This is a genomic window from Streptomyces umbrinus, assembly GCF_030817415.1.
GTDB classification, from domain to species: domain Bacteria; phylum Actinomycetota; class Actinomycetes; order Streptomycetales; family Streptomycetaceae; genus Streptomyces; species Streptomyces umbrinus_A.
In genome coordinates, this window is the sequence record NZ_JAUSZI010000002.1 from 8194706 (window position 1) to 8211666 (window position 16961).

Consider the following 16961-nt stretch of genomic DNA (forward strand, 5'->3'; position numbering starts at 1 on the left):
TTTCCGAGGGGAGCCGCACCATGCGCGCAGCCGTACTGCACGAGATAGGCCAGGACAAGCTGGAGATACTCGACGACGTCGAGGCGACGGGCTTCGGCCCCGGACGGGTCAGGATCCGGGTGCGGGCCACCGGCCTGTGCCACTCGGACCTCTCGGCGATGGCCGGGGTGCTGCCGCAGCCCGCGCCGTTCGTGCCCGGGCACGAAGGGGCGGGCGAGATCCTGGAGGTGGGCGAGGGCGTCACCAACGTCAAGCCCGGCGACCGGGTCGTCGTCTGCTGGCTGCCCGCCTGCGGCGCCTGTCCGGCCTGCAAGCGCGGTCAGACCGAGCTGTGTCTCGCCGGGTTCATGAACGCGGGCACACCCAACTTCAAGCGCCCCGGCGGCGATGTCTTCGGCTTCGCGGGCACCGGCACCTTCACCGAGGAGGTCGTCGTTGACGCGGGCTGCGCCGTGCCGATCCCGGACGACGTGCCCTTCGACATCGCCGCCCTCATCGGCTGCGGCGTCACCACCGGACTCGGCGCCGCCCTCAACACCGCGGACGTGGAAGCCGGTTCGTCGGTCGCCGTCATCGGCTGCGGAGGCGTCGGCATCTCCGCGATCCAGGGCGCCCGGCTCAAGGGCGCCGCCGAGATCGTCGCCGTCGACCCGGTCGCCTCCCGCCGCGAGGCCGCGCTGAAGTTCGGCGCCACCAGGGCCGTGTCGCCCGACGAACTCCCCGACGCCAAGCAGACGGTGACCGCGGGCGAGGGATTCGACTACGTCTTCGAGGTCGTCGGCCGCTCCGCCACCGCCCGCACCGCGTACGACAACACCCGCCGCGGTGGCACCCTGGTCGTCGTCGGCGCGGGCGCCATGGACGACAATCTCCAGCTCAACATGTTCGAGCTGTTCTTCGACGAGAAGCGGATCCTGCCGTCCATGTACGGCGGCGGGGACGTCCTGCGGTCGTACGAGCGGACCATCGCGCTGTGGCGCGCCGGACGCATCGACCTGGAGGGGCTCATCACCCACCGGGTGCCGCTGAGCGACATCAACGAGGCGCTCGACCAGATGCGTTCGGGCGTGGCGCTGCGTACGTGCATCGAGATCTGACCTCCTGATCCGATCTCCTGATCCGACCTCGCCATCTTCTGGCTACCGACGGCTGAAGGGACCTTGATGTCACTGCCACTTGAGGGCCGGTCCGCGATCGTCACGGGTGCGGGCCGCGGCCTGGGCCGGGCGGAGGCGCTGGAGCTTGCCCGGCTCGGCGCCGCCGTCGTCGTCAACGACTTCGGACAGCCCGGCCGGGACGGCTCCGGCGCCGCGTCCGCCACGCCCGCCGAGGAGGTCGCCGCCGGGATCCGGGCTGCGGGCGGCCGCGCCGTCGCGCACACCGGGGACGTGGCCGACCACCAACAGGCCCGGGAACTGGTCGAGTTGGCTGTCGGCGAGTTCGGACAGCTGGACATCCTCGTCAACAACGCGGGCATCCTGCGTGACCGGATGGTCTTCTCGATGTCCGAGGACGAGTGGGACTCGGTGATCCGGGTCCATCTGAAGGGCCACTTCAACACCACCCACTTCGCGGCCGCACACTGGCGGGCCCGGTCCAAGGCGGCGGACGCGCCGGTGTACGGGCGGATCGTGAACACCTCCTCGGAGGCGTTCCTCGCGGGCTCCGCGGGACAGCCCAACTACGCCGCCGCGAAAGGCGGAATCGTCGGGCTCACCACCTCGACGGCACTGGCGCTCGCGAAGTACGGCGTCACGGCGAACGTCATCTGCCCGCGCGCCCGGACCCGTATGACGGCGGACGTCTTCGCGGGCTTCCAGGAACCGGCGGGCGACGGGTCCGAGGACCGGCTCGACCCGCTCGCACCCGAGCATGTCGCCCCGCTCGTCGGCTACTTGGCCTCGCCTGCCGCCGCACACGTCAACGGCCAGCTCCTCGTCGTGCACGGCGGGATGGTCGCGGTCGTCGAACGGCCGCGGGTGGCCGCCAAGTTCGACACCAAGCAGGACGCCTTCACGTACGACGAACTCGACGCGCTGCTCACACCGCACTACGCGGACCGGCCGGCGGGGGAGACGTTCGCGGCGGCGGAGGTACTGGGGCTCAAGCACGAGTGACCGGTTGTGGTGCCGCTCGTACGGAACGGCCCCGCCCGACGAGTGTCGGGCGGGGCCGTGTGACGCTCCGGACCTGAGGTTGTCAGGCCCCCGTGTCGCCGTGCTCGGCGGGCTTGCGATGCCGGCCGCGAGGGGTCGCCTCGCTCTCCTGCGCGGAGACGGGCCCCCGGTGCCGGCCGTGGCCACCGTCGTCTGCTGCCTGGGCCACCGTCGCCCGCGGGTCGGTGGCCGTCGTCTCCATGGTGTTCGTGTCGCTCATGTGGAAATTCACCCCGTGTCAACATGATCCTTCGGTACAGCGCGGGCGAGTCTAACGGGCGGGTGTGACAGTGCTGAGGGGTGGTTGGGGCTACTCGGTGGTCACTTTGAGGGGGGCGGGAGGGGGCGTCGTTTCGGCGCTCGCCCGGAGAGCACGGAGGGCCGGCGGGCACTCGGTACTCACCTGCTCGACCTGGAGTGGGTTCACCGGGAATGGAGCTGGGGGCGGGGGAGGGGCTGGGGCTGAGGGCGGGGTGGGCCGGGCTCCAGAAGGAGCGCCTTGCGGGATCACCGGCTGAACCACCGGTTGAACCGCAGCCCGAACCGCAGGCTGCATCTCCGGCTGGGCTGACGCCTGGTCCGCCGTCTGGTCCGCGGTCTGGACTGTCCTCCGGACTGCTGGGCGAATGCTTTCAGCGGGAGCCCCGCCGGTCCCCTCGGCGGCCATGGGGCCGGAGCTTTCCGGGTCGATCGGGACCAGGAGAAGGGTGCTTTCCGTGTCCGCCGGGACCATGTACAGGGGGTGTCCGGCGGCTACATCACTGACGCCCTCGACGGGTGCACGGCCCGTACCCTCGGCGCTCGCGCGGTTCGTGCGCTCCGCGCCCGGGCGGCCGGTGACCGCACCGGGCACGGGGCTTGCACTCTCGGCGGTCGCACGGCTCGTGTGCTCGGCGGCCGAGTTGCCCGCGCCCTCCGCATCCAACTGCCCCGTGCCGTCGGCAGTCCAGCCCGCACCCGACTGCCCCGTGTCCTCGACGGCAGTCCAGCCCGCACCCGATTCCCCGGTGCCCTCGACGCCAGTCCAGCCTGCGCTCACCGGCCCCGTGTCCTCGACGGCAGTCCAGCCCGTGCCCTCCCTGCGGACAGGGACCGGCTCCGGGGCCTGGGCGGCCACCCAGCCCGTGCCGCCCGCCGCTCCAACCGGCCCCGCACTCGGGCCGGTTGACCGTCCCGCTCCCGGTCCCGCCGCCTGTGCCAGCCGGCGGCCCGCGAACGCGTTCGCCATCAGGCGTCCCGTCAGCGGTGCCTGCTGGAGTGGTACCGGGCGGGCTGTCGCGGGCTCCGGGGGACCCGTGACCGACGGCCCCCGTGGCGCGTCCCCCCGCGCCTCAGCCGTACGGTCCGGATCCCCCGGGCCCCCGTCCCCTGCCCCCGTGGGCGCTCCCACCCGTGACACGCCGCACGGCACCGCCCCCGTCGCGTACGGCAGATGGAGCACCCCGTCCCTGGTCCACTGGCCCGCGCCCGCCAACCAGCCGTTGGGCGCGGGCAGTTGATGGAGATACCGCTCGGCGGGACGCCACATTCCGAGCCAGCTGCCGGAGGGGCCGCCGATCCGCAGGGCGACCGCGCAGCTCTCCGGGGTGAGCACCTGCCCCGGCTGGATCGCGAACGGAGCGACCGCGCGGCCGGGCAGTTGCAGATACTCCGGGAAGCGCACCGGTAGCGTGCTCCCCAACACGCCCCAGCCGAGCCGCTCCTGGCCGGGCGACGGCGCGTCCGAGCGGATCAGGAGCAGCCCGCTGTCGGCGTCCGCGAGCAGCAGCCGGTCGTTGCTCTCCTCGGAGATCTGCAACAGCGGCGACACCTCGCCCCCGCGCTCCAGATCGACCACGACCGTCTTGGTCCGGCCGTCCAACTGCCGGTCCAGCGCGAGCAGTCGGTCCCCGCCGCCCAGCCACACCCCGCCCGAGCAACGGCCCGGTACCTCCGCGAGGTGCTCGGGCCCGAAGGCGCCGCCCGCGACGAGCCACACGGCCGTCGAACCCCGGCCCACGGCAAGGGCGTACGCACGGGTGCCGGCCGGAGCGGGCGGCAGCAGCCGCAACTCCGTGCCCACGTCCGGGCATTCCACCGCGCCGAGCAGTACCTCACCCGTCCCCGGGCCCGTCGGATACAGCAGCGAGAACGTGTGCCGTCCGTCGACGAGGCGGTGGATGAGTACCCGCCCGTCCGCCATCGGCAGCACTTCCGTGCCGGGCTCCTCGGGCTGGTTGCCGGGCAGGGGGACGGCGTACGGCTCGGGGCCGTCCAGTGTCCAGCGCTCCGGGAACCAGGAGTCGCCGCTTCGGGCCAGGCGGGCAGCGTACGACCCGTCGACGGTGATCACGCACCCTGCTCGCGCGGCCCATTCGTTCTCGTTCACCGCCGCGGACGATGGGGTTCCCCCCTGCTCGAGCGAAGTCGAGACCTCGGGGGAGGCACAGGCCGTCATCGTTCGGTCACCTCCGGCCACGAAACCTAGTTTTCGCACGCGCAGGCGTGGGACCGGCAGGTGACCGCTTCACACATAAGAGTGGCCCGTTTCTGATTCGCCTGAGGGAACGGGGGCGGGTGTGCTGAGCGGCGGTGGGGCGGTTTATGGTTAGGGCTGCCTAAGTGGCGCCTGAGGGCTTCCTGTGGGGTTTCTGGGTTCCCCGCCGCGCCTTCGCGTGCCACCGGGCAGGGCCGGGGCGGCACGCGACCGATCCCGTTCCTGAGCCCATCCTGAACCTGACCATGAACCACCGGAGTGTGTGCCTGATGTCCCTACGACGCCGCGGTTCCGCCGCCGTCGCCCTCGCTGTGGCGGCCGCTCTCTCGCTCGCCGCCTGCGGGTCGGGCGACTCGGACTCGGGTTCCGGCTCCGGAAAGTCCGACAACGGCGCAGGCAGCAAGTCCGTCGCCACCGGCGGGGAAGACTTCGCGAAGGCGGCCGAGGAAACGGCCAAGATGGGGACCACGGCCAAGGCCGGCGAGTTCCCGCGCACGATCGAGCACGCCATGGGCGAGACCGAGCTGAAGGCCGAGCCCAAGCGCGTGGTCGTCCTCGACGTCGGCGAGCTCGACAACGTCGTCTCCCTCGGCGTGCAGCCCGTCGGGTGGGCGCCCACCGAGGGCTCGGCCGGTATCCCCTCGTACCTGAAGAAGGACGCGGGCAGCCCCAAGGACGTCGGCACGATCAACGCCCTCAACCTGGAGGCGATCGCGGGCCTGAAGCCCGACCTGATCCTCGGCAGCGAGTTGCGCGCCGCCAAGCTCTACCCGCAGCTCTCCAAGATCGCCCCCACCGTGTTCTCCATCCGTCCGGGCTTCACCTGGAAGGAGAACTACCTCCTCAACGCGGCCGCGCTCGACAGGACTGCCGAGGCGAAGACCCAGCTCGCCGCGTACGAGAAGAAGGCCAAGGCCCTCGGCGACGAACTCGGCCCCGACAAGCCGACCGTCACCATGCTCCGCTACCTGCCGGGCATGATCCGCCTCTACGCGAAGGCTTCCTTCATCGGCACGATCCTTGAGGACGTCGGCATCCCGCGCCCCAGGAACCAGCAGATCAACGACCTCGCGGCGGAGATCAGCCCGGAGAAGATCGACGACGCCGACGCCGACTGGATCTTCACCGGCGTCTACGGCGACGCCAAGAAGACCGACCGCGCCACCGCCGAGGACAACCCGCTCTGGAAGAAGCTCGGCGCGGTCCAGGACGGCCAGGCCAAGGACGTACCCGACGAGACCTGGTACCTCGGCCTCGGCGTCACCGCGGCTGGCGAGGTCCTCGACGACCTCAAGGGCTTCCTCGCCAAGTAGGACGACGACCGCACGGCCACCTCGCCGAGCGGCCGGGGCGGGACAGACAGCCGGACGGACAGCCGGACGGACAGCCGGACAGTCAGCTGGACAGACAGCTGGACAGTCGCCCGCAGCGGGTTCGCCCGGTCACGGCTGGTCAAGTAGCCCGCGACCGGTGGGGCACGGACACAAGGCAGGTAGCCTTTTGTTCGTGCCCCGTCTGTCTGAAGTCATCGCCGCGCTCGACGCTCTCTGGCCCCCCGCGAGCGCGGAGGACTGGGACGCGGTCGGGACGGTCTGCGGAGACCCCGACCAGGAGGTCTCCCGCGTACTCTTCGCCGTCGACCCGGTCCAGGAGATCGTGGACGAGGCGGTGAAGCTGGACGCCGACCTGCTGGTCACCCACCACCCGCTCTATCTGCGGGGTACGACGTCGGTCGCGGCCTCGACCTTCAAGGGCCGCGTCGTGCACACCCTCATCAAGAACGACATCGCGCTGCACGTCGCCCACACGAACGCCGACCGCGCCGACCCGGGCGTGAGCGACGCCCTCGCCGGAGCCCTGGACCTCCGCGTCGTACGCCCCCTCGTGCCGGACCCCACCGACGCCGACGGCCGCCGGGGCCTCGGCCGGGTCTGTGAGCTGGACCACCCGCTGACCGTCCGCGAGTTCGCCGCCCGCACCGCCGAGCGGCTGCCCGCCACCGCGCAGGGCATCCGCGTCGCGGGCGACCCGGAGGCGCTGGTGCGGAGCGTCGCGGTCAGCGGCGGCTCGGGCGACAGCCTCTTCGCCGATGTACGCGCCGCCGGCGTGGACGCCTTCCTCACCGCGGACCTGGCGCCACCACCCGGCGTCGGAGGCCCGCGCCCACAGTCCCCTCGCGCTGCTCGACGCGGCGCACTGGGCCACCGAGTGGCCCTGGTGCGAGCTGGCCGCCGCCCAGCTCGACGAGATTTCCGACCGTCACGGCTGGGACCTGCGGGTCCATGTCTCGAAGACGGTCACCGACCCGTGGAACTCCCACTCCCCTTCACCTGGAGCCCCCAACTGAACGCCGCGCCCGCCGACCAGATCCGACTTCTCGACGTCCAGTCCCTCGACGCCCGCCTGCAGCAGCTCGCGCACAAGCGGAGGTCGCTGCCCGAGCACGCCGAGATCGAGTCGCTGACCAAGGACCTCACGCAGCTGCGCGACCTGCTCGTCGCCTCGCAGACCGAGGAGAGCGACTGCTCCCGCGAGCAGACCAAGGCGGAGCAGGACGTCGACCAGGTGCGCCAGCGCGCCTCCCGCGACCAGCAGCGCCTCGACTCCGGCGCCGTCACGTCCCCCAAGGACCTGGAGAACCTCCAGCGCGAGATCGCCTCCCTCGCCAAGCGCCAGGGTGACCTGGAGGACGTCGTCCTGGAGATCATGGAGCGCCGCGAGTCCGCGCAGGAGCGGGTCGCCGAGCTGACCGAGCGGGTCTCGTCCGTCCAGTCGAAGATCGACGACGCGACGGCCCGCCGGGACGCCGCGCAGGAGTCCCTCGACGGCGAGGCCGCCTCGGCGACGAAGGAGCGCGAGGTCATCGCGGGCTCCGTCCCCGCCGACCTGCTCAAGCTCTACGAGAAGCTCCGCGAGCAGCAGGGCGGCGTCGGTGCGGCCCGCCTCTACCAGCGCCGCTGCGAGGGCTGCCGCCTGGAGCTCAACATCACCGAGGTGAACGACGTGAAGGCGGCTTCCCCGGACACGGTCCTGCGCTGCGAGAACTGCCGCCGCATCCTGATCCGCACGTCGGAGTCGGGCCTGTAGGTCGGTGGATCGGTGGACCGGTGGATCGGTAAGGAGCCTTCGGCTTGCGCGAGTTGATCGTCGAGGCGGCCGGGGGTTCCCGGGGAAACCCGGGGCCCGCGGGCTACGGAGCCGTGGTCATCGACGCGGCCACGGGGGAGACGCTGGCCGAGGCGGCGGAGTACCTCGGCGTCACCACGAACAACGTCGCCGAGTACAGCGGCCTGGTCGCAGGCCTCCGCGCGGCCCGCGACCTCGACCCCACGGCCACCGTGCGGGTCCGCATGGACTCCAAGCTCGTGGTCGAGCAGATGTCGGGCCGCTGGCAGATCAAACACCCAGCGATGCGCCCCCTGGCGGCAGAGGCCCGCTCCATCCTCCCGCCCGACCGGGTCACGTACGAGTGGATCCCCCGCGCCGAGAACAAGCACGCGGACCGCTTGGCCAACGAGGCGATGGACGCGGGGAAGAGGGGCGAGCAGTGGTCGCCGTCGGGGTCGACGGCGGACGCGGGGTCAGCGCCCCGCAAGGGGCGCGGGGAACTGCGCGATCAGCCCCCACCGGCCCGCAGCGAGACGACTTCCGCGAGCAGTACTGACGTACGGGGGTCGCTGGCAGCACCGGCCACGGTGGCGCCCCTTAAGGGGCGCGGGGAACTGCGCGACCAGCCACAACCGCCCCGCAGCCAAACAACTCCCGCCAGCACCCCCCACACCAACGACATCCGAGCCGCACGGAACGTGGCCTCCGAGGCACCGGCCACTGGAGGCCCGCCCCCAGACCTCGGCACCCCCGCCACCCTCGTACTGCTCCGGCACGGCGAGACCCCCTTGACCCCCCAGAAGCGGTTCTCCGGGAGCGGCGGCAGCGACCCCGCCCTGTCGGACACCGGCCGCCACCAGGCCGACCGCGTCGCAACCGCGCTAGCCGCACGCGGGACCGTACAGGACATCATCTCGTCCCCCCTCACCCGTTGCCGCGAAACGGCAGAGATCGTCGCCGCCCGGCTCGGACTGGACGTACGGATCGAGGACGGGCTCCGCGAGACGGACTTCGGGGCATGGGAAGGGCTGACGTTCGCCGAGGTCCGCGAGCGGTACCCGGACGACATGAACGCCTGGCTGAGCTCCCCGGACGCCGAACCCACCGGCGGCGGCGAGAGTTTCGAGGCGGTGGCCCAGCGGGTGGCCGCGGCCCGCGACGAGTTGCTCGCGGCGCACACCGGCCGCACCGTGCTCCTCGTTTCCCACGTCACGCCCATCAAGACCCTCGTACGGCTGGCCCTGGGCGCCCCGCCGGAGGCCCTGTTCCGGATGGAACTGTCGGCGGCGTCGCTGTCGGTGGTGGCGTACTACGGGGACGGCAACGCGAGTGTGCGTCTCCTTAATGAGACGTCAGCGTTGCGCTGAGCGGGGGTTGGGCTCGAGGTGGGCTCAGGTGGTGGGTCGGCTGCCGGCCGGTGGGGGGTGATCGTGCAGTTCCCCGCGCCCCTGAAAAAAAGGGGCGCGCCTCAGCTCGAGGCGTGTCCCAAGCCTGCGGCCTCCCTCGCCAGGGTCTCCACCCGAGCCCAGTCCCCGCCCGCGATCGCGTCCTGCGGGAGCATCCAACTCCCGCCCACACACAGGACGTTGGGCAGGGCCAAGTACTCCGGTGCGACGGCCGGCCCGATGCCCCCCGTCGGGCAGAAGCGAGCCTGGGGGAGCGGCCCCGCCAGGGACTTGAGGTACGCCGTACCGCCGGCCGCCTGGGCCGGGAAGAACTTCATGTCACTCACGCCCCGCTCCAGCAGCGCCACGACTTCCGACGTCGTGGAGACCCCCGGCAGGAACGGCACCCCGGACGCCTTCATGGCATCGAGCAGTACGTCCGTCCAGCCCGGGCTCACCAGGAAGCGCGCCCCGGCGGCCACCGACTGGGCCACCTGTTCGGGCGAGATGACCGTGCCGGCCCCGACCACCGCCTCCGGGACCCCGTCGGCGATCGCCCGGATCGCGTCGAGTGCCACCGGGGTCCGCAGCGTCACCTCGATCGCGGGCAGCCCGCCCGCGACGAGCGCGCGGGCCAGCGGCACGGCGTCCGCGACGTCGTCGACGACGACCACGGGGACGACGGGCGCCAGTTCGAGCACGGACGAGGACAACGGTGACGAGGACAGCGACGACGAGGGCAGCGGCGAAACCATGCGCTCATCCTGCCCGCGCCCCGCAGCATGCGCAAAGCCCGTTGCGTATGTTGCAACAGGCGGCTCGCGCGCCCAGCGAACCCCGCGTGCCCGGTAAGCACAGGGGGGCGTCGCCGGTGCTGAGCAAGCCGCCCCGCGCGCTCAGTGAATCTCGTCCACCAGCACGTCCAGCATCCAAGCCCGTCCCGCCCCCGCAGGAGCCGCCGCCTCCACCACGTACCCGAGATCCCGCAGCGCCTCCACCAGCTCGGCGGGCCCCGAAGGCGCAGCACCGGACTGCATGAGGCTGCGGACGATGCGTCCCTTGGTCGCCTTGTTGAAGTGGCTGACGACCTTCCGGGTCGGCGCGTGCAGCACCCGTACGCTCGCCGTGCGCCCCGCGACCTCCCCCTTCGGCTTCCACGCGGCCGCGTACGCCGAGGACCGCAGGTCGAGCACGAGCCCGCTCCCGGCCGCCTCGGGCAGCACGGCGGCCATCGGCGCCCGCCAGTGCGCGCCCAGCGCCCCGAGGCCCGGCAGCTTCACACCCATCGAGCAGCGGTACGAGGGAATCCGGTCCGTCACCCGGACCGCACCCCACAGCCCCGAGAAGACGAGCAGCGAGCGCGCCGCCCGCCGCTTGGCCGCAGTGTCGAGCGAGGCCAGGTCGAGGGCGTCGTACAACACCCCCGTGTAGATCTCCCCGGCGGGCCGCGCCCCCGCGGTCCGCAGCTCCGTGTTCTTGGCGACCTCGCCGCGCAGGCCCTCGCTCAGCCCGAGCACCTCGCGGGCCTTCTCCTCGTCGCCCGCGCAGAGTTCGACGAGTTCCTCGAACACCGCCTGCCGCGCCTCCGCGAGCCCCGGCAACGACAGCGACTCCGGCTTCAACGGCGCGCCCCGCCCGGAGGGAGCCTTTCCTTCGGACGGCGGCAGCAGCACAAGCACGGCGGTTCTCCCTGGGGCGTTCGGTACGGCGTTCGGTACGGCGTCGGGTACGGAGTTCGGTACGTGAGAGGGGTACGCGCAAGCCTACGGGGTGCCGCCCGCCCCACCCCGCCATACGCTCGCCCTATGCCCCGCCGCCAGATACGTGTGACCGGCGCAGCCGAGGCGCCCCTGCGGGCCGCGCTGCGCGCACTGCGCACCGAACTCGACGTACCCGAGGCCTTCGAGCCGCGGGTGCTCGCCGAGGCGGAACGGGCCGCCCGTGAACCCACGCTTCCGGCGTACGATGCCACGAACATCCCCCTCTTCACCATCGACCCGCTGACGTCCACCGACCTCGACCAGGCGATGCACCTGTCCCGCCGCCCGGACGGCTACCGCGTGCGGTACGCCATCGCGGACGTCGCGGCTTTCGTCGTACCAGGCGGTCTCCTGGACGCGGAGGCACACCGCAGGGTCACAACCCTCTACTTCCCGGACGGGAAGATCCCCCTCCACCCGCCGGTGCTGAGCGAGGGCACCGCGAGCCTGCTCCCGGACCAGACCTGCCCGGCCGTCCTGTGGACCATCGACCTGGACGCGGACGGCCGCCCCACGTCCACCGACGTCCGCCGCGCCCTCGTCCGCAGCCGCGCCAAGCTCGACTACGAGTCCGTCCAGAAACAGCTCGACGCGGGCACCGCCGAGGAAGCGCTGGCCCTCCTCAAGGACATCGGACTCCTACGCGAACAACAGGAAGTGGCCCGCGGCGGCATCTCCCTCAACGTCCCCGAGCAGGAGATCGCCGAGCGCGACGGCGCGTACGAACTCGTCTACCGCGCCCCGCTTCCCGCCGACGGCTGGAACGCGCAGATCTCCCTCCTCACGGGTATGTCCGCGGCCGAGCTGATGCTGGCGTACGGCACGGGCGTGCTGCGCACACTCCCGGCCGCGCCCGACGGTGCTGTCGGCCGGCTGCGGCGTACCGCGCAGGCGCTGCGCATCGACTGGCCGCACCATGTCTCGTACGCCGAGCTGATCCGTTCCCTCGACCCGCACCTGCCCCACCACGCGGCCTTCCTCCAGGAGTGCACGACGCTGCTGCGCGGCGCGGGCTACACGGTCTTCCGGGGCGGCGTCACCCCGGACCTCACCACCCACGCCGCCGTGGCCGCGCCGTACACGCACTGCACGGCCCCGCTCCGCCGCCTGGTCGACCGTTATGCCTCAGAGCTGTGCCTGGCGGCGGCTGCCGGGGAGGAACCGCCGGAGTGGGTGCTCGGCGCCCTCGACGACCTGCCGAAGCGGATGGCCGAGGGCACCCGCCGCGCTGGCACGGTCGAGCGCGAGTGCGTCGACATCGTCGAGGCGGCGCTGCTCAAGGACCGCGTCGGCGAACTCTTCGACGGCACGGTCGTGGACGTACAGGAACGCGAACCCACCGTGGGAACCGTCCAGTTGGAGTCCCCCGCCGTCGTCGCTCGCATCAAGAGCGAGGAGGGGGCCGGGGCGCTGCCGCTGGGGGAGCGGTTGCGGATACGGCTCAGGCAGGCCGACCCGGGTTCGTCGAAGGTGCTGTTCGCTCCCGCGTGAGTTCCAGAGCGGCGCGTATCTCCCGTACCAGCGCCTCCGGTTCGTCGGCGTGGAAGCGGATCGTGGTGAGGTCCTTGGGGCGCCCGAGGAAGGTGAAGTGCCGTACGGGGGAGGAGAGTTCGAGTGTGATCGTGGTCTGCGCGCCGATGGCCAGGTCGAGCCGGCCGTCGCGCTTCTCGTGCGTGGTGACCAACTCGCGGCGTACGGAGGCGATCGCGGCGAGCGGAACGCGAACGTCGACGTGGGCGGCGCGGCGAATACGCAGGACTGTGTCGTCGAGCACGTGGGGGCGAGTCACGGACGCCGCGTGCATGCCGACGACCAGAAGCAGTGTGTAGACGTCGAGCGTGAACACGACCCGGTGGACGGCGGGATGGTTCCGCAGGAGCACCGCCATACAGACGCTTTCGAGGACGCACACGAACCCGAAGCCGAACATCATCGCGCCCTGGCCGCGACCGTACGAGAAGGCCCGCCCGCGCCCGATACCGTGCGGCCGCCGGGCCACCCACCGGGCGATGCTCGCCAGCAGCCGCACCTCGTGCGCGACGAGCCGCCGCACGATCCGCACGACGCCGGTCGCCGGCGCACGGCCCGCCGTCGTCACCGTGTCCGCCGCCGCGCTCATCGCGCACGCTCCACGAGCAGTTCGATCGTCCGGCGGACCGCCGCGGCCTGCGCGGGGGCGAAGTCGTCGAGAAAGGCGCGGAAGAAGCTGCCGCTGCCGGTCATGTCGGTTCCCTCCAGGTCGAGTTGGCCGAGGCCCATGCCTTCCAGGGCCTCGTCGGGCAGGCAGTCGGCGAGGGCGCGGGCGGCCTGCTCGACGCGGGGGTCGGCCGGGTCGACGTCGACGAGCGCGTCGAGTTGGGCGTACGCCTCGTGCGTCCGCTCCAGGGCGCCGGGCACGTCCGCGGCGGCGCGCATCGCGGACAGCAGGCGCTCACGGTCCTCCGGGGCGGCGACCGTTTCGAGGAAGGCGATCATCTCGCGGTCCTTCGCGGCCATGGCCGGTTCCCGGTGCCGGGTCAACTCTCCGAAGATCGCGGCCAGTTCGGGAGACACGGGCCCCTCGGCGGTCAATCCGCTCCCGTCCAGCAGGGCGCGCAGCCGCAGCCGCCGCTCCCGGATTGCCGCCTCCTGGCGCGCCAGGTCGTCGTCGAGCTCCGCGAGCACCTCGGCGAGATCGCGCCCCGCGTCGTCCGCGAGGGCGTCCCGCACCTCGGCGAGACCGAGCCCCAGCTCGGTCAGCCGTTTGATCCGGGCGAGCATGACCGCGTGCCGCAGGCCGTAGTCGCGGTAGCCGTTGGAGCGCCGCTCGGGTTCGGGCAGCAGCCCGAGGTGGTGGTAGTGCCGGACGGTCCGCGTCGTGACGCCGACGGTGGCGGCGAGTTCTCCGATCCGCATGCCCTCAGTAGAAACGTTGACGTTGCGGCAGGGTCAAGCGGTGACTCTCCCGGCGGGTCGCGGAACATCCATTGACGGCTAACGGTGTTAGCCGTACGGTCGCGGCTAACGGCGTTAGCCAGATACTCGCGGCGCCAGTCCGCCGCACAGCCCGACCGTCAGCCGCAGGAGGCAGCAATGAGCACGGCAGCAATGAGTACGATCACCGCGCCCGGCACCGCCGAGGCCGCGGACGCCGACGTCACGGCCACCGTTCCCCGGCGCCGCCGCGTCCTCTCGGCCGCCCGCCGGACCGCCTGGCTGCTGAACGCGCTCTTCTGGTCGGCCTTCGCCGTGCTCGAGGCCGTGAACCACGGCTGGCTCGCGGGACTCCTGGCCGCCGCGTTCTTCATAGCGCCCGACCTGACGTTCCTCGTCGGCATCGGTGATGCGCGGGGGATGGCGAAGGGCCGCCTGCAGCCCCGCGCGGTCCCGTACTACAACACCGCCCACCGCGCCCTGGTCCCACTCGCCCTCATGACGCTCTACGCCTTCGGACCGGTCGCCTGGGCCCCGGCCTTCGCGGCCCTGTGCGGGTGGCTGGCTCACATCTCGTACGATCGCGCCTTCGGCTACGGCCTGCGGACGAAGGAGGGCTTCCAGCGTGACTGACGGGCAGGGCAACCAAGGTGCCGACGGACCAGGCACCCAAGTCGGTGACCGGCAGGAGGCCCACGGCGCTCAAGGCGCCCAGGGGGCCCAGGGCGGGGAGCTCGGTGGGCTGTCGCCACGGGCCCGCTCGATCGTCGCGGCGGCCCGTGCCCTCCTGGAGGAGTCGGGCCCCGCCGCGCTGACGATGCGGGCCCTAGCCGACCACCTGGGCATCAAGGCCCCGTCCCTTTACAAGCACTTCCCCGACAAGTCGGCCGTAGAGGTCGAGCTGATCGCACAGATGCTCTCCGAGTCCGCGGCGGCACTGGAGGAGGCCGAGGCCCAGGCCCCGGGCTCGATCCCGGCCCTGGCCGAGGCGTATCGCGCGTACGCCCTCGAACACTCCCACCTCTACTGCCTGGCCACCGAGCGCCCCCTGCCCCGCACCTTCCTCCCGCCCGGCCTGGAGGACCGCGCGGCCGCGCCCCTGGTCCGGGCCTGCGGTGGCGACATGGACCTGGCCCGGGCGACCTGGGCGTTCGCCCACGGGATGGTGATCCTGGAGATCCACGGCCGATTTCCGGACGACGCCGACCTGGCCGGGGCATGGAAGAAGGGCACGCGGGCGTTGCACCCCTGAGGAGGTACGACGCCATGGGGGCACGGGGTGATGGTGAGGTGGCGGGTGGGCTGCACCGGCAGGGCGGGTACGGGCAGACGTCTGGCCGCGAGCCGGCGGGTGGGCGTGATTCGGCGACTGACAGTAAGCCCGTGAGTGGCCATGAGCAGGCGACTGGCCGTGAGCGGGCGACTGGCCGTGATCCGGTGAGCGGACGTGATCCGGTGGGTAGGCGCGAGCAGGCCGTCTGGACCCGGGCGACGCTCGGCCGCGGCGGCCGCCCCCTCGACCTCCTCACCGCCCGCTTCGACCGTCACCGCTACGCACCGCACGCTCACGAGGAGTTCACCATCGGAGTCTGCGTCGGCGGCTCCGAGTTCATCGACTACCGAGGCGGCCGCATCGAGACGAGCCCCGGCTCGATAGTCGTTCTCGCGCCCAGCGAGACGCACACCGGCGGCCCGGCGGCATCCGACGGCTACGCCTACCGCGCCCTATACGCGGAGGTCCCCCTGCTCACCGAAGGCACGTACGGCATCCCGCACTTCCGCGACCCCGTCCTCGACGACCCCGAACTGGCCACCGCCCTCCGCCTCACGCACACCGAACTGAGCGTCTGCCCGGACCCGTTGGAGGCGGAGTCCCGCATCCCGTGGCTGCTGACAGCCCTGGCCCGCCGCCACTCCACGGCCCGCCCGGTGTGCGACAGGATCCCGGGGGCGGACCGCATAGCCGAGACGGTCCGCACCCGCCTGACAGACGAACTCCTCTCCCCACCCTCCCTCTCCGCCCTGGCCGCGGACCTGGACCTGTCCCGCTACCAACTGCTCCGAGCCTTCCGTACGAGCACGGGGATGCCCCCGTACGCCTGGCTGGCCCAGCACCGCGTGAACAGGGCCCGCTGCCTGCTGGAGAAGGGCCACCGCCCCGCCGAGACGGCGGCACTGGTGGGCTTCGCGGACCAGGCGCACCTGACGCGCTGGTTCCGCCGAGTACTGGGCGTGACCCCGGCGGCGTACCGCAACAGCGTTCAAGACACCCGCCGCTGACCCGACCGAGACTGCGCGCATGACTGCACGCGGCTGGTTTCTCTTCTCCCTGATGGGAGTGCTCTGGGGCATCCCCTACCTGATGATCAAAGTGGCGGTGGACGGTGGCATGTCCGCGTCCATGGTGGTGTTCACGCGATGCGCGCTGGGCGCGGCACTGCTGCTGCCCTTCGCGATCCGCCAGGGAAATCTGATCGGAGTCGTACGAGCGCACTGGCGCCCCATGCTGGCGTTCGCGTGCATAGAGATCATCGGCCCCTGGTGGACCCTGACCGACGCGGAACGCCACCTCTCCAGCTCGACGGCCGGCCTGCTGATCGCGGGCGTACCCATCGTCGGCATACTCCTGGCCCGCTACTTCGGAGACACGGAACGCCTGGGCGCCCGCCGCATGGTCGGCCTGGGGCTGGGCCTGGCCGGCGTGGCGGTCCTGACGGCCCCACACCTGACCGGCGGAAACGCCCGCGCCCTGACGGAGATGCTGGTGACGGTGGTGGGCTATGCAACGGCCCCGCTGATCATGGCCCGCTACCTGAAGCCGGTCCCGACCCTGCAACTGATAGCCCCGTGCCTGCTCCTGGCGGCGCTGGTATACGCCCCGGCAGCGGCGCTGACATGGCCGACATCGCCGCCATCCCCCTCGGTCCTGGCGTCTCTCACCGGCCTGGGAGTGATCTGCACGGCACTGGCTTTCGTGGTCTTCCTGGAACTGATCAGGGAGGCGGGCCCGACGCGGGCGGTGGTCTTCACGTACGTCAACCCGGCGGTGGCGGTGACGGCGGGCGTGCTGTTCCTGAACGAGGAGCTGACAGCGGGGGTGGTTGCGGCATTCACCCTCATCCTCCTGGGCTCGTTCCTGGCGACGGCGGCCCCGACGGCTCCG

General features: G+C 72.0%; 14 protein-coding genes and 3 pseudogenes. 11 read left to right on the forward strand and 6 right to left on the reverse strand.

Annotated features, from left to right (window positions below; translation table 11 throughout):
• Positions 1 to 20: 20 nt before the first annotated feature.
• Both QF035_RS36200 and QF035_RS36205 read left to right on the forward strand, forming a co-directional pair.
• Complete coding sequence (locus QF035_RS36200; protein ID WP_307524976.1) at positions 21 to 1097, forward strand: Zn-dependent alcohol dehydrogenase; 1077 nt, start codon at positions 21 to 23, stop codon at positions 1095 to 1097.
• 66 nt (positions 1098 to 1163) lie between these two features.
• Entirely contained in the window at positions 1164 to 2117 is a 954-nt protein-coding gene (locus QF035_RS36205; RefSeq protein ID WP_307524978.1) for a 3-oxoacyl-ACP reductase, read from the forward strand.
• An 82-nt stretch (positions 2118 to 2199) separates the two neighbouring features.
• Here the strand turns inward: QF035_RS36205 and QF035_RS36210 are convergent, their stop codons facing one another.
• Positions 2200 to 2376, reverse strand: a complete 177-nt coding sequence (locus QF035_RS36210; protein WP_307524980.1) for a hypothetical protein — start codon at positions 2374 to 2376, stop codon at positions 2200 to 2202.
• Between the two features lie 1005 nt (positions 2377 to 3381).
• Positions 3382 to 4593 (reverse strand): annotated as a pseudogene (locus tag QF035_RS36215) (hypothetical protein); the annotation flags it as partial.
• Between the two features lie 308 nt (positions 4594 to 4901).
• Between QF035_RS36215 and QF035_RS36220 the strand changes: the two are divergent.
• The 4 genes and pseudogenes from QF035_RS36220 to QF035_RS36235 all read left to right on the forward strand — a co-directional run bounded on the left by QF035_RS36220 (position 4902) and on the right by QF035_RS36235 (position 9107).
• Complete coding sequence (locus QF035_RS36220) at positions 4902 to 5945, forward strand: ABC transporter substrate-binding protein (protein ID WP_307524982.1); 1044 nt, start codon at positions 4902 to 4904, stop codon at positions 5943 to 5945.
• Positions 5946 to 6138: 193 nt separating this feature from the next.
• Positions 6139 to 6979: pseudogene (locus QF035_RS36225) on the forward strand (Nif3-like dinuclear metal center hexameric protein).
• On the forward strand, positions 6976 to 7719 hold the full coding sequence (locus QF035_RS36230) for a zinc ribbon domain-containing protein (protein ID WP_189838515.1): 744 nt from the start codon (positions 6976 to 6978) through the stop codon (positions 7717 to 7719). Before QF035_RS36225 ends, QF035_RS36230 begins: the two are co-directional and overlap by 4 nt.
• 44 nt (positions 7720 to 7763) lie before the next feature.
• Positions 7764 to 9107 (forward strand): bifunctional RNase H/acid phosphatase, encoded by a 1344-nt coding sequence (locus QF035_RS36235; RefSeq protein WP_307524984.1) that lies wholly within the window; start codon positions 7764 to 7766, stop codon positions 9105 to 9107.
• 101 nt (positions 9108 to 9208) lie between these two features.
• Here the strand turns inward: QF035_RS36235 and eda are convergent, their stop codons facing one another.
• Positions 9209 to 9880, reverse strand: coding sequence for a bifunctional 4-hydroxy-2-oxoglutarate aldolase/2-dehydro-3-deoxy-phosphogluconate aldolase (gene eda / locus QF035_RS36240; RefSeq protein ID WP_307524986.1), 672 nt, complete (start codon positions 9878 to 9880; stop codon positions 9209 to 9211).
• Positions 9881 to 10021: 141 nt separating this feature from the next.
• Positions 10022 to 10804, reverse strand: coding sequence for a peroxide stress protein YaaA (yaaA, locus tag QF035_RS36245; RefSeq protein ID WP_190228109.1), 783 nt, complete (start codon positions 10802 to 10804; stop codon positions 10022 to 10024).
• Positions 10805 to 10930: 126 nt separating this feature from the next.
• On the opposite strand from yaaA, the gene QF035_RS36250 reads away from it, so the two are divergent.
• The gene (locus QF035_RS36250) at positions 10931 to 12376 is read left to right on the forward strand and encodes an RNB domain-containing ribonuclease (RefSeq protein WP_307524988.1); all 1446 of its coding nucleotides are present in this window, start codon (positions 10931 to 10933) and stop codon (positions 12374 to 12376) included.
• Here the strand turns inward: QF035_RS36250 and QF035_RS36255 are convergent.
• Both QF035_RS36255 and QF035_RS36260 read right to left on the reverse strand, forming a co-directional pair.
• Positions 12327 to 13004, reverse strand: coding sequence for a hypothetical protein (locus QF035_RS36255; RefSeq protein WP_307524990.1), 678 nt, complete (start codon positions 13002 to 13004; stop codon positions 12327 to 12329). The two genes, QF035_RS36250 and QF035_RS36255, sit on opposite strands and share 50 nt — an antisense overlap.
• Positions 13001 to 13780 (reverse strand): MerR family transcriptional regulator, encoded by a 780-nt coding sequence (locus QF035_RS36260; RefSeq protein WP_307524992.1) that lies wholly within the window; start codon positions 13778 to 13780, stop codon positions 13001 to 13003. The genes QF035_RS36255 and QF035_RS36260 overlap by 4 nt, the downstream gene beginning before the upstream one ends.
• 177 nt (positions 13781 to 13957) lie before the next feature.
• Here QF035_RS36260 and QF035_RS36265 point away from each other — a divergent pair, with 177 nt between their 5' ends.
• The 4 genes and pseudogenes from QF035_RS36265 to QF035_RS55925 all read left to right on the forward strand — a co-directional run.
• The gene (locus tag QF035_RS36265) at positions 13958 to 14431 is read left to right on the forward strand and encodes a DUF4260 family protein (RefSeq protein WP_307524993.1); all 474 of its coding nucleotides are present in this window, start codon (positions 13958 to 13960) and stop codon (positions 14429 to 14431) included.
• Between the two features lie 109 nt (positions 14432 to 14540).
• Positions 14541 to 15050 (forward strand): TetR/AcrR family transcriptional regulator, encoded by a 510-nt coding sequence (locus tag QF035_RS36270; RefSeq protein WP_307531702.1) that lies wholly within the window; start codon positions 14541 to 14543, stop codon positions 15048 to 15050.
• Between the two features lie 185 nt (positions 15051 to 15235).
• The gene (locus QF035_RS36275) at positions 15236 to 16078 is read left to right on the forward strand and encodes a helix-turn-helix domain-containing protein (RefSeq protein WP_307524995.1); all 843 of its coding nucleotides are present in this window, start codon (positions 15236 to 15238) and stop codon (positions 16076 to 16078) included.
• An 82-nt stretch (positions 16079 to 16160) separates the two neighbouring features.
• A pseudogene (locus QF035_RS55925) lies at positions 16161 to 16928 on the forward strand (DMT family transporter); the annotation flags it as partial.
• Positions 16929 to 16961 lie beyond the last annotated feature (33 nt).

Excerpts from the sequence above, each read along its gene's own strand:
- QF035_RS36200 (WP_307524976.1), top strand. The coding sequence starts at position 21 with ATGCGCGCAGCCGTACTGCACGAGATAGGCCAGGACAAGCTGGAGATA.
- QF035_RS36210 (WP_307524980.1), bottom strand. The coding sequence starts at position 2,376 with ATGAGCGACACGAACACCATGGAGACGACGGCCACCGACCCGCGGGCG.
- QF035_RS36260 (WP_307524992.1), bottom strand. The coding sequence starts at position 13,780 with ATGCGGATCGGAGAACTCGCCGCCACCGTCGGCGTCACGACGCGGACC.
- QF035_RS36255 (WP_307524990.1), bottom strand. The coding sequence starts at position 13,004 with ATGAGCGCGGCGGCGGACACGGTGACGACGGCGGGCCGTGCGCCGGCG.
- QF035_RS36250 (WP_307524988.1), top strand. The coding sequence starts at position 10,931 with ATGCCCCGCCGCCAGATACGTGTGACCGGCGCAGCCGAGGCGCCCCTG.
- QF035_RS36220 (WP_307524982.1), top strand. The coding sequence starts at position 4,902 with ATGTCCCTACGACGCCGCGGTTCCGCCGCCGTCGCCCTCGCTGTGGCG.
- QF035_RS36265 (WP_307524993.1), top strand. The coding sequence starts at position 13,958 with ATGAGCACGGCAGCAATGAGTACGATCACCGCGCCCGGCACCGCCGAG.
- eda (WP_307524986.1), bottom strand. The coding sequence starts at position 9,880 with ATGGTTTCGCCGCTGCCCTCGTCGTCGCTGTCCTCGTCACCGTTGTCC.
- QF035_RS36205 (WP_307524978.1), top strand. The coding sequence starts at position 1,164 with ATGTCACTGCCACTTGAGGGCCGGTCCGCGATCGTCACGGGTGCGGGC.